This window comes from Flavobacterium panacagri (assembly GCF_030378165.1).
Lineage (GTDB): Bacteria > Bacteroidota > Bacteroidia > Flavobacteriales > Flavobacteriaceae > Flavobacterium > Flavobacterium panacagri.
Genome location: NZ_CP119766.1, coordinates 3,122,764 through 3,140,108 on the forward strand (window position 1 = coordinate 3,122,764; position 17,345 = coordinate 3,140,108).

At 33.5% G+C, this 17,345-nt stretch carries 9 protein-coding genes; all 9 read right to left on the minus strand.

Features of this window, described 5'->3' with window-relative positions; translation table 11 throughout:
* Positions 1-117: 117 nt before the first annotated feature.
* Complete coding sequence (locus P2W65_RS13855) at positions 118-1,524, minus strand: hypothetical protein (protein WP_289658125.1); 1,407 nt, start codon at positions 1,522-1,524, stop codon at positions 118-120.
* Between the two features lie 9 nt (positions 1,525-1,533).
* Positions 1,534-2,970: a hypothetical protein gene (locus P2W65_RS13860; protein ID WP_289658127.1), complete on the minus strand. Its 1,437-nt coding sequence runs from the start codon at positions 2,968-2,970 to the stop codon at positions 1,534-1,536.
* Position 2,971: 1 nt separating this feature from the next.
* A complete protein-coding gene (locus P2W65_RS13865; RefSeq protein WP_289658129.1) occupies positions 2,972-4,324 on the minus strand; it encodes a hypothetical protein in 1,353 nt (450 codons plus the stop codon).
* An 8-nt stretch (positions 4,325-4,332) separates the two neighbouring features.
* Positions 4,333-5,739 (minus strand): hypothetical protein, encoded by a 1,407-nt coding sequence (locus tag P2W65_RS13870; protein ID WP_289658131.1) that lies wholly within the window; start codon positions 5,737-5,739, stop codon positions 4,333-4,335.
* Between the two features lie 3 nt (positions 5,740-5,742).
* Positions 5,743-7,818 (minus strand): fibronectin type III domain-containing protein, encoded by a 2,076-nt coding sequence (locus tag P2W65_RS13875; RefSeq protein WP_289658133.1) that lies wholly within the window; start codon positions 7,816-7,818, stop codon positions 5,743-5,745.
* A 1-nt stretch (position 7,819) separates the two neighbouring features.
* Positions 7,820-12,541: a hypothetical protein gene (locus P2W65_RS13880; RefSeq protein WP_289658135.1), complete on the minus strand. Its 4,722-nt coding sequence runs from the start codon at positions 12,539-12,541 to the stop codon at positions 7,820-7,822.
* 306 nt (positions 12,542-12,847) lie between these two features.
* Entirely contained in the window at positions 12,848-13,561 is a 714-nt protein-coding gene (locus P2W65_RS13885; RefSeq protein WP_026729302.1) for a YebC/PmpR family DNA-binding transcriptional regulator, read from the minus strand.
* A 298-nt stretch (positions 13,562-13,859) separates the two neighbouring features.
* On the minus strand, positions 13,860-15,896 hold the full coding sequence (locus P2W65_RS13890) for a S41 family peptidase (RefSeq protein WP_289658149.1): 2,037 nt from the start codon (positions 15,894-15,896) through the stop codon (positions 13,860-13,862).
* A 195-nt stretch (positions 15,897-16,091) separates the two neighbouring features.
* Positions 16,092-17,174, minus strand: coding sequence for a glycine cleavage system aminomethyltransferase GcvT (gene gcvT, locus P2W65_RS13895; RefSeq protein WP_289658151.1), 1,083 nt, complete (start codon positions 17,172-17,174; stop codon positions 16,092-16,094).
* Positions 17,175-17,345 lie beyond the last annotated feature (171 nt).

Genomic DNA, 17,345 nt, shown 5'->3' on the forward strand with positions numbered 1-17,345 from the left:
TTATGTTTTTTCAAGCAAATCCTTGGAATGCTTTTATATCTTTATTAATAACAGATTTAAAAATCCGGTTTGATCTATTTTTAGTATATCACTGTGTATGTTAGTAAACATTAATTTTTAAATGTTCTTTTCGATGCAGTCTTTGCTGTCAGTCACTTTTATTTTGTTTTCTGCATTAGGATTAAGATTTCTAATATGATAAAAATCATCACCCTCTTTAGTTGGAGTAGGTGTTACTAGATTGTTATCTACATAAAATTTATAAGTACCTGTTCCGCCACTAACTTTCATTTTTACTTCGACAAGATCATTATTACATAAGGGATCAACCAACGGTTCTATAACAAACTTGACAGGTTCAGGATTTTGATATAGAAAAGGTGCTCCCATGGTAAGTGTTCCTTTTTTTACTCCATTAACAGCAGACTGGTATTCGATTACATATTCTCTATTTTCAAGATTGGTGTTTGCTGGTATGTTAAAAGCATATTTATACCAGTTCGTTCCAGCGTCGTAGGTTAAAGTAGTAACTTCTGGCTGTTCTAGCATAGGCGTAACTTGTGCCGGTCTCGGATAAGGAATTAAATGCAGTATAGCTAAAGTTTCACCAGTTTCTAATTGTCTGTCAAAATAGGCAACCAAATTTGTTACATCATCTTTGTAACAGGTTGGGTTTTCAAATGTCCTATGTTTTAAGATTACAGTTCCAGGTTTATAATTGATACGATAAGCATCAGTAAAAGAGCGATCTGAATATCCCAGTCTAAAATCAATAGGACCAAAGTGATTGACATGATTCTCACCTAATAAATTCTGAATGGTAAAACTTGGATTAGTTGTATAATTATAACTATCAGGAACATCAATCCAAGTCACTTTGTTATCTAAAGAGTACTGCCAATGATATGCAGCAATTGGAAACCTATTGGTTGCAGGTCCAGGCGTTACAGCAAAAAAATCTACTTGCTGGCCGGCAATATATTCAGGGATACCAGAAGGATTAACTTTTGAAATTGATAATCCATTTGGCCTGAATTTACCTAGACGCACTGTTCCCAAACAAATCATTACATTTGGCCCAATAGAATAACCTCCTGCGTTACCACCTTTTATTCCATTTTCAATTCCATATTCATTGTAATTTCTTCCATTATAATTAATACCTTTTTCAGATATATTTTGATCCACTATTAAATTACAAGGTGTAGAGCCACTACTACCACAATAACAATTCGCACTTAATGACAAATTATATGTGGCTAGGGCTGGTACTGTATAAGTTTTGGTTGTAGCAGTAGGCTGCATAACTTCGCTCACTATAGTTGTATAAGGATAAGACATTTTTAGATACCATGTGTAAGATCCAGGTTCACACCTTGTAGCGGTAGGCGGAACTACAACACCTCCACAATTGTTATTGTTTCTTGTATATTGCACTTCAACGGTATAAGTAAGACCAGTTAAAGTCTGTCCAAAACCTTTCAATGTTAGTAGGATTATAAAAAGAATGTAAAGTTTTTTCATATTGGGGGATTAATTTTTTTCAATACAGCCATTGCTGTCAGTTACTTTTATATTATTATTTGCTGTGGGAATTAAACCTCTTATGTGGTAATACCCATCTTGTTCTTTTTCTGGTTCTGGATTGGTCTGTTGTACATCATCAACATAAAACATATAATCTCCGGTACCACCTTGTACATCAATTGTTATTTCGACGGTTTGATCTGCGCATAGAGGATTATTGGCCTCATTAATGTCAAAGGAAATAGGTTCTGGTTCTGTGTAAATAATGTTATCTGTCTCTGGTGAAAAAGAAAAACCTTTACTGGCATTGTTTTCAAAAGCCTGATATCTTATTTGATATGTTGCTCCGGGGTTTAAACCTCTAAAATTCGACAAGGTATAAGTAAAAATGTTTGAGGTTTTTTCATCAAATGTCTTAACGACACCATTTCTTGTATCACCTTCAGTGAAAAAAGGATAGGAGATGGGTGGAGTCGAATCGGGTAAATTTGTGACAGGGTTTACTGCTTTTAGTTGAAAGAAACGAAGTTCTTCGCCTGTTTTTAAATTTCTGTCAAATGTTAAAGTTATTTCACGAATATTATCTCCATAACAAAGAGGAGGTAAATTATACTCAAGTTTAGTAATAAGAGGTGCACAAGCAGAATAAATTAGAGGAAATTCTAAACCATTTGCGAAAACCATTGAATTGTAACCCATTCTAAAATAAATGGTTTTACCGATATAGTCTAAATGATTACTGCCTAAAATATCAGAAATTGTAAAATCTGGATTCGAAACGTGAAATTCGACTGGAACATCTCGCCAAGTGTTTTTATTATCTAAAGAATATTGCCAATTGTATACTTCCATCGGGAATCCTTGAGGATAAGCGAACACACCAAATTGTTCATTAGCACAAATAGTTTTAGTACCGCCAGCAGGATCTCTGTTTGGAGGTAAGAATAATGAAACATTAGGTTTAAAACTTTGGACATAGAAATTACCTGCATAAGTTGTTATTAACTGATGATTCTTACTAGGGTTTATTAAATCGTCAAATTCTATATTTTGATCACCAGTATCTACAGAATATAATGTCCGTCCATAAGCATTGTAAATTGAAACATCTATAAAATAGTCTATAAATGAATTTTCTGCCAATACATTTTTAAAATTTATATAGGTTAATTGAGGCCCGCTGGTTCTTTTAAAATAATAACCTAATGCATTATCAATGTAGCTATTTCCACTATTATCACTGCTGTTCATTTTAATTAATCTACTGCTGTTGCCATTTAGTCCCCAAGCCAGATATTCTTGCGAAAATGAGGGATAAGTTGAAAGGTATTCTTGCCTTTTCTCATCAGTAGGCTGACGCTCGTAAGCAATAACGATATCATAAGTCTGCCCAAATGAATGAGAAACAAAAACGAATAAAAGCAGTAAAAATAATTTTTTCATATTATACCTTTTTTTCAAAGCAATCGTTAGTATCAACTATTCTAATATCATTTGCTGCTGCAGGATTTAAACCTGTTATATAATAAAATCCATTGTTTTGATTTTTTGCAGCGTTTACTTTTTTACCATCTACATAAAACTCATAACTTTTTGTGCCACCTATTACTTCTATTGCTACTTCTACAAGTTCATTATTACATTTTGGATTATCTGCTTTTATAATTTTAAATTTTACAGGCTCATATTCTTCATAAGTAAAATTTTGTGCTTTAGGAGATATAGAAACTCCTCGTGTAACATTATCTTGAAATGCCTGATATTTTACTTGATACATTGACTTATCAGTTAACCCTTTAAAATTGCTTAAAGTGTAGGTAAAAACGTTAGGTGTCTTTTCTTCAAACTTTTTAATTAAACCATTGTTAGGGTCACCTTCAACAGTAAATGGAAAAGATACAGGTGGAGTTCCATCAGGAACATTTGTTGTTGGATCTACAGCTAATAACTGAAAATATCTTAATTCTTCCTGTGCATATAAATTTCTACTAAATGTAACAGTGACATTAGGTACATTATCCCCATAACAAAGAGGTCGTGAATATTCTATTTTACTTACGATAGGAGCGCACGGAGAATATAAAATGCCAATAGGTGTTACATTTCCATAGGCAATTCTGAGATAAATAGTTTGATTAAAATAGTTATCATGTGTAGCAGGTAACAGTTCGTTAATAGAAAATCTGGTAGTAGCAACATCATTAGTTTTTATGCCGTTAATATAAGCTGGAACATCTACCCAGCTTGCTTTATTATCTACAGAGTACTGCCAATGATAAACTTCTGGAGGAAAATCGGAATTACCAGAAATAAGTTCAGTAGGAAAAGCAGCCAGATTTACCTGACCACCAGCACAAATTGAATTAGGATTGGCAGTGTCAAGATTTTTAATAGCAACATTGGGTTGAAAACCATCAATTGCAAATCTTTGATAGCCTTTACAATCCCAGATGGTTACACTTTTGGCTTTTATTAATTCAACAAGACTAAAAGTTTTACTTAAAGTAGGATCGCAGCTTGGAGATGAAGTACAATCATATGCCCAAACTTTAAAATCAAATCTAGTAGGGTTTGTTTTAATAGTATAGGGTTTATACGAGATATTTGGAGGATATTGTGAAGCATTTGTAGTTTCTCTTAAACTAACTGATGGAGTAGCCTGTATGTCTAACTGCCATCCATGTACTCCATCGGTACAACGGGCACCTTGGGAGCTATATGAATAACTAAAGGAATAGGTCTGTGTCTGTCCTTTAATGGTTAATAATAAAATTAATATTGTAATAAACTTTTTCATATTTTAATCTATTTCTCCATACAATTATTACTGTCTGTGATGGTAATATTATGTATAGATGTACTGCTTGTCGGTAATTCAATTTGCTGAAAACCTGAACGTGTTTCAACAGTTTTTCCATTTACAATGGATGTTGTCACTGTTGTTGTATTTGTAAATCGAGTTTTTGTCTGTCCTCCATCCAAAGAATAATAGTAGTATTCTCCTGAACCTCCACGAGCAGTTATTTTAACAATGCCTGAGCCATTATAACATACCGGATTCGATGCTTCTAATTCAAAAGTTAAGGGAGCAGGATCTTTAAAGGTAAAATTCTCAGAAGCTGGCGAATCTACAATTGCCATGTTTTTGTCATTTTTAAACGCTTGATATTCTACTTTATAAATGGCATTATTTTCTAAACCATTTAAATTTGATATGGTATAAGTAAAAGTATTTGGTGTATTTTCTTGAAAACTTGTTATTAATCCATTGTTTGGATTTCCTTCTCCATAAGAAGGGTAGGGTACAAAAATGTTCTGAGGTAGTCCAGTTACGGGATCTAGACCTACATCTACTCTTTTTATTTGAAAATAACGCAATTGCTCCCCAGACTCTAAGTTCCTGTTGAAAGTTAAGACAACATTTGGTATCTCACCTCCGGTGCATAAAGGAGCAGCGTATGCTATATTGGTTACTTCCGGCGAACAATGATGATAATCTATACTTATAGGTTGATTGTCATTAAACTCAGTTGTATTACTATATTTTGCACCAATTTTTATTAATATATTGCCTTTATTTAAAGCAGGATTTCTTTCCAAATCTCTTTCTATAAGTTTTTCAATTTTAAATTGCGTATTAAGTCCACTAAATTCTATATTAGGGTTGCTCCAGCTTTGTCCTCCATCTAAGCTATAATACCAATAGTATTCTGCATTTGCAGGGTAATCATTTTGGGGTGATGAAGAATAACCAGTTGGTGTAGCAGTTAGTCTCACTTCATCTCCAAAACATATATTAGTAGTAGATGCTTGAATCTGCATATGAGGTTTTCCTGATTTTATGGTAATGTATCCCGAAATAGGACTATTGTTATAAGGTTCTTTTGCTATAAATCCAGCTTCTCCACCTGCATATACAACATCTTCTAATGTATAATTATCAAATTCAGCATATTGAACACCTCCTTGTCCATAATTGGGCAAAATATAAAATCGATATTCACTTGCAACAGGTATTTCAAAAGTTTCTTCTATAGTACTTCCCGTAAATTCACTTTGTATTTCCGTACGATATTCTCCGTTATATTTTACCTCAAGCCACCATCTAAAATTACCAAGGTAAGATTCAGATTTGATTGTGATCGTATAGTACTTTTGAGCAAAAGAGCCAGTACTACAGATGAGTAATAATAATAACAAGAGTTTCTTCATATCTTAAAATTTCACCGTGTAAAAATCCATTTTCGACATTCTACCATCCTTAGCTACTGCTCTAATACCGTATTTGTAATTAGTATTTATGGTAATTGTCGGATCAGACAAACGCTTTGTTTTTCCTGTAACGATTTGAATTAACTGTAAAGCATCTTTATCAGAAGATTTATAGATTTCAAAGCTTTCTACCTCATTGGAATAATCCCAAGACAAATCAATTGTATTAATTGTTTTATTTACTTGTGCAAAAAATCCTTTAACAGGAGGAAGCAGGGAGTATTTAGGAATAAATAAATTTAGAAATGGCGAAGGAATTGAAACTAAATTGCTTTCATCTTTTGCATATATGGCATAGGAATAAGTGTTCCCTTCTATGGCATTCTTATCCTGATATTTTTCTTCTTTATTTTTAGTTTCCAAAATTAAACTCCAATCCTGCTGGTCATTCTCTCTTCGGTATAATTGATGAACGGCTACATCATCACTTGAACTATTGGCCCATTCTAGAAAAACAGCTCCATCTTTTATTTCATATTTTGTAAATACAGGCGAAGCGGGAGGAATTAAATCGGGCTTTTTTAATATTAAAGGCTCTGAAAAAACAGACATATTATAACGATAATCGACTGCAATAATCTTATAATAAACTTTACTATTTAATGTTTTGATAACAACTTTATCCTCAAAAGTATTTGGTTCGCTTGGGCTTATAGTTAATTGGCTGTATTCTTCATCAGGATTGTATGCTTTATAAATTCTGTAACCTAACATATCTTTTTCCCTGTTAGGTGTCCAAGTTAATTTAACAACACCTAAACTGTCTATTGTCCCTTTTAAGCCAATCGGTTTAGCAGGAGGAATAGAATCTACAGGCTGTACCAACATTGGAAAAGAGGTTCTGCTATTTCCATTTTTTCCTACGGCAGTCAGCGTAAAATAATTGCTTGGCAGTAATTTATTGTAAACAACATTTCTAGATTTAGGTGAAATGTTTTTCACAACAGTGGTATATTTTCCACCATCCTCATCAGAACGGTTAAGTTCAAATCCAGTAATTTCATTATTTCCCTCTTCAGGAAATTCCCAGATTAAGTTTACGGTTGTATCGTCTTTAAATTCTTTTACAGTAAGATGAGGCACGTATTTTAGTAATTCTTTACCTTTCCCAGAAACAATATCTGAGTAAGGGCCAAGTTCTCCAAAAGACGAAATACCTTGAATTCTATAACTGTATGCGGTATTATTAGCAATAGAATCAATATAAAATATTCTATTATTATTTGAATTTTCCTGACTTAAACTGGTGTAAGGTTTGTCAGTAATTCTCTTGAAATTTTGCTTATCTGTTGATCTTTCAATGTAATAACTGCCATAAGCATGTGATAAAATCTTAAAATTCCAGCTCAGCATAGCACTTTTATCTGTAAAATTGGCTGTAAAATCTATCGGTTTAGGCATTGGTTCATAATCTTTTAAACCAACAAATACACCACTGTATAAAATCTTCATTTCAGTTTCAGGCACATTTGAACTGACTCTGTAAATGTATTTCTCATTAGGTTTAACTGTATTATCTTCAATACCTAATCCCGCTTTTTTGGCGATTTGAAAATCTTTATCAGCACTGTACAATGCAAATGTAAATCTTTGCTGTGTTTCTTCTGATAGGTTTACGATTGCCTCCATATTATCAGCTCCTGTAACTGCAAAGTCTTCACCATAAAGTGCCTGTGCTACAATAGCCGCATCGTCATTTGTTTCAATGATTTTTTCCCATGCTTCAATAGGTTCCGGTTTTAGCACTTTTGCCAAAACCACTTTTTCAGGATTTGCAAGGGTTTTTTTATCTCTTGTAACTGTAATTCTTTCGATTAAATACCCATATCGGTTTAGTTTTTTCCAAGCAATAGGATCATTAACAGCCCAACGTAATAAAATTTTATCTTTTTGAACTCTTGCTATAAGTTGTATACCTATTTCTTTATTGTCTTGTACGGTATCTTTTGCCTGTTTATCCTGTGCATTAGATATTCCAGTTGCAATAAAGAAGAGAATAAGTAAAAATTTAAAATTCATATTAATTTGATTTGTTGAATGTAAAAATTGAGCTTGTTCCAGATTGTCCTCCTGGTAATGTATAAACCAATTTTATGTTATAAAGTCCTTTTTTAATGTATGGAAATTCTCCATTGATGATATAATCATATTTAGCAATCATAGCCTGATTAGCTGTGTTGTAATATTTATTGACAATTTTATATCTTAAATCACGGAAATCATTTTTATAATAGAATGGTAAATTATAACGATATGGCAAATACTCTTTCAGCATAAAACTATTAGGATTGTTTAAAATGTAATCCTGATACCATACTAATGTTTCAACACCTTTCGTTGGAGGAATTCCTAACAAGGCTGTATTTCTATCAAATTTTAAATCATTTTCTAAAGGATATCCTTTATAGATTAATGGATAGATTTCTTCTTTATAATAAGTATCATCTAATACAGCTTCGGTATTTACCAATGGAACATTTAATGTTTTAGCATTTCCAATCAATTCTATTTCATCAAATGGTTCTGTCGAATTATTGTGTGATTGAAGTGCATGAACATCCATGTAAATAATTTCTACCAATGTCTGTTTTGGCTTTTTTGCGGCCATTTTCTCTTGAAAACTATTGTACTGGCTAGTATTGAAATTATATTGTAATAACTCAACGCCATCGCCACCGACAACTGTTTCAGCTAGTTTATTGTCCTTAACATCTACATTAGCATCTGCTCCTAAATCTTGTTTGGTATAACTTTCTGTTAAATTTCCGTTGGCATCTGTTTTGGTTTCCAAGGTCATTAAGGTTAAATTATACGGTTTTGCTGTTTGTAAAGCAGGGATATCAATACTTACCTTTTTAAGTGAACTATCATAAGTTAATGCTGCAGTATCTGTTTTGGTTCCCGTTTTATAAAATGCTTTTTGAGACTGTCCAGGTTTTAATTCAAACAAATAAGTTTGTCCTTGTTTTAAAACTACATAAGCCTTCTTACTTTCATTTTGGTAAACATATTTTTGATCAAAAACAGGGTAGCAATAAGCAATATTACTCACAGGAATATTGTTTGGAGCAGCTCCCGTAGAGAAATTTCTAGTTTCTGTTTCCATAGCAATTTGTCCTTGATCGGTTATGGTTTTCCAAGCGCCATTTGTATATTCCTGAAAACTTACTTTTACAGTTAAGACCAAATCTGAATGCTGTGGTAAAACTTCAACAGAGTTAAAACTAGCCAAATCACCTCTTTCATTCCAACTTACACTTCCGGCTACTGGTACACCATCTTTTTTAATAGTATATTCTTCAAGTTTTAATCGGTATGTTTTTGTGCCCTGATCATCTTCAATTTTAAAGTTTTTGTCAACTGGCATATTAAAACCAACTTGCGGAACAGTAAATACGTCTACGTCTTTGGTACCTTCTGAAGGTTTAATATCAGCAATTGATTTTAAGCCATCTAAAGGATTAGCATTTATAAATTCACATTGTTTTCCAAACTCGACTTTAAATCTAAAACTTCCTCGCACCATGCCACCGAGCAAATCAAATGAACCGGCCATATAACCCCGAATCCAGAGGGGATTTGGTAATTTGGCCTGCAGTAAAACGGCACCGCCACCTTTTATGATGGATATTTTTTTCTTTACAAAGAATAATTTTACATTGATTCCAAGTTCTCCTTGCATGTAAGCATAAGACTGGCCATTAGCATACCATCCGTTAAGACCAATCTGCCCTGATCCTTTACATGCGGCTTCACCATAGTCTTTTACCATAATGTCAAAACCGAATCCGCAATCGAAACTAGCATAAAACATTAAGAAACTGATATTTCCTGTACTTAAGCTAAAATCAGAACCAAATGCGAAACCTTTACCATTTCCAATACTATTTTCGTCTCGCATATAATCGAGTGTAGCGACATCTACACCTAATAATTTGGCAACAATTGGAGGAGGAGGAGGGCTGGCAGGAATATCATCTCCAAGCATAAAGTAACCTCCAGCTTCTACAGCAAGAGATCCAATGGCAAGTTTTATTCCTAATCGATCCGTAGGTGTACCCATACGAATGTACCATTTGTCTGGAGCGAAGTGTAAAACTGCCCATCCAGCTCTGTTTCCAGAAGCTCGTCCTTTAATAAAACCTCCTGGAGTATCGATATATAAATCAAAAGATCCATGAAGAGTTTTTAGTCTAAAGTCATATTCTATCGCGGCAAAGGCATTAATTCCCATTGAAGTTTGTACTTCATTAGGATAAAAATCTTGAGCGGCTTTCGATAAATTGGATGTTTTTAGAGCCTCAACAGCTACTTTTGAAAGTAACGCTTCACTTTCTGTAACGGCTTTTAAAGCACTTGTTAATTCTTCAGGAATAGGTATTTTAAATGGCTGCATTACGTGGCCTTCTCCGTAGATACTGATCCTGTTTATACCACCATGTGTATTAAATGCAATTTCAAAACCACAGCCTCCCCAAAAAGCATCGGCAGTTGCAGTTCCTGCAAATTTGATCATGGCTTTTACACCAAGACCAGAATCAGCGTCGGGTACATAATTAGATCCAGAGGCAACAAATCTATTACTGAATCCATCTTTTTTCATTTTATAATATGCACCACCGCCAAAACCTTTGAAAGTGATGGCTCCAGCAGGAATATTAAGATTGTCGACCATGGCATCAACATACCAGTATCTAAAAGTAGTTGACCCGAAAATAGCATTGGCTTCTACTTTTATACCTCCTGTAAAGTCGGCACCAAGCATTCCTTTAAAACCATTTCCGTAAATAGGATCATTGTCCAAAATGGTAATACTTCCTTTAAACTTTACCCCTCCAAGATCGGCAGCAAGCGAGATGGTTTCAAATTTAAGATGGTCGTATTTCCACTTTTGAATCCCTTCTTCTTTGCCGAATTTCCCAACGACATAAAATTTAGTCTGGCCATTAAACTGATTTTCCATCAAGTTAACGGCAATGTCGACTTTTAAACTGGCACTTTCATCAGTGGAGACTAAAGCAATTTCATTAATGGTTACAGGGAAATTGCTGACAGTCGAACCATCATTTTGTACATTTTTATATCCAAAATAATCTGCGCTAATATATGGAGAAACGGTCTGCAGCATTAAGTTTTGAAAGATCAGTCCTTTAAAAGATACTGTTTCTTTCTTTTCGCCAGTAGCAGATGTATCGTTGGAAGTTGTTTTTTCTAACGCAATTGCTTCTTGGGCAGTAATAGGTTTACTGCTTGCATTTAGTGATAGCGTACCGTATAGAACTGCTTTAGGTAAAAATTTACCTTCCTTTACCTTTATTTCAACGTAGGAGTTTTTTTCTATAACCGCTGTTCCTTTAAATGCTTGGAAGCAGAGACCATTAGATACAGACGCATTTAAAAGATATTCATCATTTAATGGATCTATTATGGCTTTATAAGCGAGTTCAGATCTTGTATTTCCGGCACATTTAGAGCCTTGGCTAGAAACAGGTAAAAGGATATCACCGCCAAATCCAGCGGCAACTAATGAGTTTGCTCTTAGCGTCAAACTGATATCATTAACAGAAATCTGCCATCCAGACGCATTTCCTTCGTCAAGACTTAAGATGTTACTTGCGGTAAAGGTACCAGAGACTCCTACTCGGTCTATTAATAAGTTACTGGCTTCAAATGTTAGTCTTTTATCACTTCCTTTTTTCTTAAACTCTTCAGGGAGAATTACTTTTAGGGATTTAACGAATAAACCTCTCCATAAATTTTCGTTTCCAGGAACGAGATAATCTTTTTCATAATCCTTTGGCCAGACTACAGAAGTAGAGTTTCTAATGTCACTAAAGTCTAATACAGCAGTATTTAACTCAAAACATAAACTTTTTTTAGAAGATGCTAATTTAAATTTAGGAAGAGAAAGTTCTACTAAAATATCGTTCCAGTTGGTAACTACAGTTTTAAAACTTGCGGTTACTCTCTTAGGACTGGGAATTATATTATATTGCTCATCAACAGGTTCAAGTACATTTCTTGAAAATTCATAATCAGCCGTAATACCAAGTTCTTTGAAACCATTACAGTCAATAGTAACATATGTTTTGTTTTCAATGTTACCAGTTTTCATGTCCATTCCTCCTTTTAAGATCAGAAGTGAACTCTCTCCAAACATCTTTATCGGAAAATCGCCTAACAAAACTAAATTAGTGTCTCCAACTAGACCTCCTTTATGAGATAGCTTGATATTATTGGCGCCAAAGAACAACTCCTTCATCTTACCGCTAGAATCACCTTGTGGTATAATAATTCGAACAAAAGCAGTTAATTCAGTATATGTAGGTGTGAATTTCGCACTGCTGATTCCAAGCATATATTGAATACCTCCAATTGTTTTCTTGATACCAAGAGGAAGCATCGATAATTTTTTGGGTTCAAGAAAATCGGTAACATTGCTGTTTTTTTCGATTTCTTCGAAAGTAGCTTTTGCTTTATTTAAATTGTCATTGGTCTCCTGAGTTACGGGGTAATTTTTCTGAATATAACTATCAGTAAATTCGCTTTCAGAATTTTGACGGTATTGAAAAGGTTGAGAAGCTAAATTAAGCGCACTGTTTGAAATAACGTTATTTGCTGGAAGAGACTTCTTCTTATTACTTATTGTATCAAGATAAGTATGAGAAAAACTATTAAAACTTACAAGAAATAAAACGAGACTTAATACAAAAGAGGAAAACTTTGAAGTAATTTTTTTCAATTTATAGTAGGTTTGGTTATGTTTTTTTTGGGAAAAGGGGATCAACTATAGATATGATTTTTAAGAGAAAAGTTTTGTTTTTGTATACAAATTCGGTTTCTAATCTTTTAAAAATCAAGTAGTTTAAAGAGTAAAGTTTCTATTCATATTTAATATTTTTTAGTTAGTTTAAAACGTAATAGACTGTTAAAATTTTGCCAAAAGTAAAAATTAAATTAAATAAATCCTTATGGTTTTCCACATTTTAGAAAAAAAAAGCTCCAGAATTATCTGGAGCTCAAATATTTTTAGTATATTAATAATATACTATTCCTCTTTCATCGTATGATAAACGTTCATTACGTCATCATCTTCTTCGATTTTTTCGATTAATTTTTCAACATCAGCGATTTGAGCTTCAGTTAATTCTTTTGTGATTTGCGGAATACGTTCAAAACCAGAAGACAAAATTTCAAGACCTCTGTTTTCTAATTCTTTCTGTAAAGCACCAAAACTTCCAAAAGGAGCATAGATTAAGATTCCGTCTTCATCTTCAAAAACCTCTTCAGCACCAAAATCGATTAATTCTAGTTCTAATTCTTCAGCATCAAGACCATTGTTAGCAATTCTGAAATTACAAGTATGGTCAAACATAAATTCAACAGAACCTTGAGTTCCCATTGTTCCGTTACATTTGTTAAAGTAGCTTCTAATGTTTGCAACTGTTCTGTTATTGTTGTCAGAAGCAGTTTCAATTAAGATCGCAATTCCATGAGGAGCATATCCTTCAAACAAAATTTCTTTATAGTTAGCGGTATCTTTATTACTGGCATTTTTAATCGCGCGCTCCACATTGTCCTTAGGCATGTTGGCGGCTTTCGCATTTTGTATAACAGCTCTTAATCTAGAATTAGCGTCTGGGTTTGGCCCGCCTTCTTTAACAGCCATTACGATATCTTTACCAATTCTGGTAAATGTTTTGGCCATTGCTGACCAACGTTTCATTTTTCTTCCTTTTCTAAATTCGAATGCTCTTCCCATTTCTAATTTTTAGTTTTGTGATGCAAAAATACGGTTATTCCTTATTTTTCCAAAAACAAAATTGCTCTTTTTTTGTTTCAGGTTTCAGGTTGAATGGCTTGTGCTGTTTTTTACCGCAAAGTTCGCAAAGGTTTTTTATTTAAGGTTACGCTTATAAACACAAAGTTCGCAAAGCTAAATGGATAAAGCTTTGCGAACTCTTTTATTTTATAAATTAACTTAAAAAACTCTTAGCGAACTTTGTGCAAAAAAAAACTTCTCTTGAGATTAAACTTGAAACTTGAAACTTGAAACAAATCTATTTAGCCCCTCCATTAAATTCATTAATAATATTGACAGCTTCATTCAGATAGGGATTCGTTTTAAGGTTATCCATTTGGTCTTGATTAATCGTTTTGTCTGTTGGGAAAGCCCCCAGTAAAAGCTGATTGACGCTCGAATTGTAAACATCCAGCGGGTTATTTTCATCATTAAAAGTATTAATCTCTGTCCAAAGTGCGTTTAATGTCTTTTTTTGTTTAAAAACCGCATCTAAAGTCATTGGAACTTCGGCTTTTGGAGTATTGACAAGCTGATCAATTTTAAGGTTGATCTTTTTTATGTTTTTAAAGAAATAATTATCAGAAAGTCGTGCAGAACTGTTTTTAGCAATTTTATCAATCAGATTTCGTTTAACATAAGTTTTATATTTTAAAAACGGCTGAAGACTATCATTTTTAATTGCAGTGGGAAAATCACTTTCTTTTTGATAAATATCTTCATAAAATTCTGGCAGGACAACATCAGGTGTCACGCCAACATATTGATGACTTTTTCCCGTAATGCGGTAAAACTTATTAATAGTAATTTTCAAGAAATCTGTATTTTTTGTTTCATCAAGAGGTAAAATAGTCTGCATTGTAGCTTTTCCAAGAGTACTACTTCCTAATAATAAAGCACGATTATAATCCTGCATAATAGAAGAGAAAAATTCACTTGCCGAAGCAGTATTACTATTAATAAGAACCACAATTGGCCCTCTGTAAATAACACCTTTAATAGGATCATTAATAACCGATTTTTCTTGATGATTATCTACTACAATCGAAAGAGGACCATAGTCCACAAACATGCCAGCTAGTTTTATGGCTTCTTCCATAGAACCTCCTCCGTTATCAATTAAGTCAATGACTAGTCCTTTAATATTGTCACGTTCCAGTTTTATAACTTCACGGGCAACATCATCAGCACATCCTTTACGGCTGTTCCCATCTAAATCAGCATAAAAACTCGGAATTTTGATATACCCAATTTTACTGTCTTTACCGATTATAAAACTGAATACCGAATTTTCTTCGTCTTTCATGACCTTTTTTTCGATATAAACATCAAAACTTTTCCCCGAATTACGTTTCAAAGTAAGGGTGATATGTTTATTAGCTTCAGATAAAATCATAGTCGAAATGGATTCCAATGAAGCACAGGAAACTTGAAGTGTCTCTTTTTGATTGGAAATAGAAATAATCTGATCGCCTTTTTTTACTTGCCCAGTTTGATACGCAGGCCCTTTTGGATCTACTTCATCAATAATAATTTCGTTTTTGTCATTAAGATTAACCGTCATGCCAAGCGATAAATGTTCTTTGGATAAAGAAGCCATAAAGCTGTTTTTAGAATCATCACTAAAATAAGCAGTATGCGGATCAAAATAAGTACAAAAGAAATTATACAGTTTTTCCTCCTGTTTGCTGTCAGTATCTAATAAAGTGGAAAAACGACAGATTTCATTAGTAAGAATTTTGTCTTTAGAAACCTGTTCGATTGATTTGAAATTGGCCTTAATAGAATCTAAATTATCACTGGTTTCGGCAATATCATCTAATATTTGATAACGCAGTTTTTTGATCCAGACTTTTTCCAAATCTTCCTTTTTCAAATAGAAGGCAAAAGATTTTTTATAGAAACGAATTGTATCTTTTTTTGCATAGTCAATTGGGATGGTCTTAATTTTTTCAAGGACTTTTTTAGTTCGCAAAAGACCATTAACGTATACCGCTTTAATATCAGTGAGAAAGTTGCAGTCGTTCTTTAGAATTAAATCATCAAGATTATAACGGTATTTTTTTGCCAGTTCATCATATTCGCTTTTATAGAAAATATTGCGTGAAGGATCCAGTTCGTTAATGAGATTGTCAAAAACAAATACAGAAAGGCTGTCATCAACAGGTTTAGGTCTAAGATGTTCAGCTTGAATAAGCGCATTTATTTTGTTTATTATTTCACAAGTTTCTGCGCTGTTCTGACCAAAAAAGATAGTTGATGTCAGCAAAAAAAGGAGTAGTGAAATTTTTTTCATAAACGGAAATTCAGTGTTCATGATTAAAGTTACACTAATTTTTTTACAAATTATAGTATTTTATTGAAATATCGACGACCAAAAGTTTTTCTCCATGAAATACATATATCCATAGTTTTATCCATATATTTGGAGTACAGCACAAAAAAAATGCATTACAAACGTAATGCATTCTTTGTATATAGGTTTAAAAAATTATTTCTTGTAAAAAGGCAGTTTTACCACTTTTGCAGGAACATCATTTTTTCTAATTCTAATAAAAATATCGCTGTCAACAGCACTGTTCGCTACAGTAACATAACCTAAACCAATCCCTTTGTTCATAGTAGGTGACATAGTTCCAGAAGTTACAATTCCAATTACAGCTCCAGAACCATCAACAATTTCGTAATCGTGTCTTGGCACTGCGCGCTCCTGCATTTCAAAAGCAACCAGTTTTCTAGTAACTCCAGCTTCTTTTTGTTTTTTAAGAGCCTCAGAATTAGTAAAATCTTTAGTGAATTTTGTAATCCATCCTAAACCAGCTTCCAGCGGAGAAGTCGTATCATTGATATCATTTCCGTACAAACAGAATCCCATTTCTAAACGTAAAGTATCACGAGCGGCAAGACCAATTGGCTTAATTCCGTAAGAAGCACCAGCCTCAAAAACTTTGTTCCAAACCTGTTCTACCTCATCATTTTTGCAGTAAATTTCAAATCCTCCAGAACCAGTATAACCAGTAGCTGAAATGATTACGTGTTCAATTCCAGCAAAATCACCCACTTCAAAATTGTAGTAAGCAATAGCTGACAAATCTACAGAAGTCAAAGCCTGCATAGCCTCAACTGCTTTTGGCCCCTGAATTGCTAAAAGAGAATAATCATCAGAAAGGTTTTTCATTTCAACACCCAAATCATTGTGAGATGAAATCCAGTTCCAGTCTTTTTCAATGTTAGAAGCATTTACAACCAGTAAATACTGCTCTTCTTTCATTTTATAAATAATCAAATCATCCACAATGCCGCCTTCATTATTAGGAAGACAAGAATATTGCGCTCTTCCAATAGTCAAAGTTGAAGCATCATTTGAAGTCACTTTTTGAATCAAAGCCAAAGCATTTGGACCCGTCAGCAAAAATTCACCCATATGCGAAACGTCAAAAACGCCCACACCATTACGAACCGTTTCATGTTCAGCATTAACCCCTTCATAAGTAATAGGCATGTTATAACCAGCAAAAGGAAGGATTTTTGCTCCTAAACCTTCATGTATGTGCGTAAGCGCAGTATTTTTCATTGTGTTGTTTTATAAAATTGTTCTGCAAATCTATTCAAAAAATATCTAATTTGAATGGCTTAAATTATAAATTTCGCAATAATTAGGAGCTATTTCCTGCTATCCGCTATATCTTTTTGTTTTTAAAGAAAAAACAAAAAGGATGTCGCTACTATCAGGGCTAGGGGTGAC

What these genes read in the sequence shown, in the direction of transcription:
- P2W65_RS13855 (WP_289658125.1), bottom strand. Translation starts at nt 1,524, where the DNA reads ATGAAAAAACTTTACATTCTTTTTATAATCCTACTAACATTGAAAGGT.
- P2W65_RS13860 (WP_289658127.1), bottom strand. Translation starts at nt 2,970, where the DNA reads ATGAAAAAATTATTTTTACTGCTTTTATTCGTTTTTGTTTCTCATTCA.
- P2W65_RS13865 (WP_289658129.1), bottom strand. Translation starts at nt 4,324, where the DNA reads ATGAAAAAGTTTATTACAATATTAATTTTATTATTAACCATTAAAGGA.
- P2W65_RS13870 (WP_289658131.1), bottom strand. Translation starts at nt 5,739, where the DNA reads ATGAAGAAACTCTTGTTATTATTATTACTCATCTGTAGTACTGGCTCT.
- P2W65_RS13875 (WP_289658133.1), bottom strand. Translation starts at nt 7,818, where the DNA reads ATGAATTTTAAATTTTTACTTATTCTCTTCTTTATTGCAACTGGAATA.
- P2W65_RS13885 (WP_026729302.1), bottom strand. Translation starts at nt 13,561, where the DNA reads ATGGGAAGAGCATTCGAATTTAGAAAAGGAAGAAAAATGAAACGTTGG.
- P2W65_RS13890 (WP_289658149.1), bottom strand. Translation starts at nt 15,896, where the DNA reads ATGAAAAAAATTTCACTACTCCTTTTTTTGCTGACATCAACTATCTTT.
- gcvT (WP_289658151.1), bottom strand. Translation starts at nt 17,174, where the DNA reads ATGAAAAATACTGCGCTTACGCACATACATGAAGGTTTAGGAGCAAAA.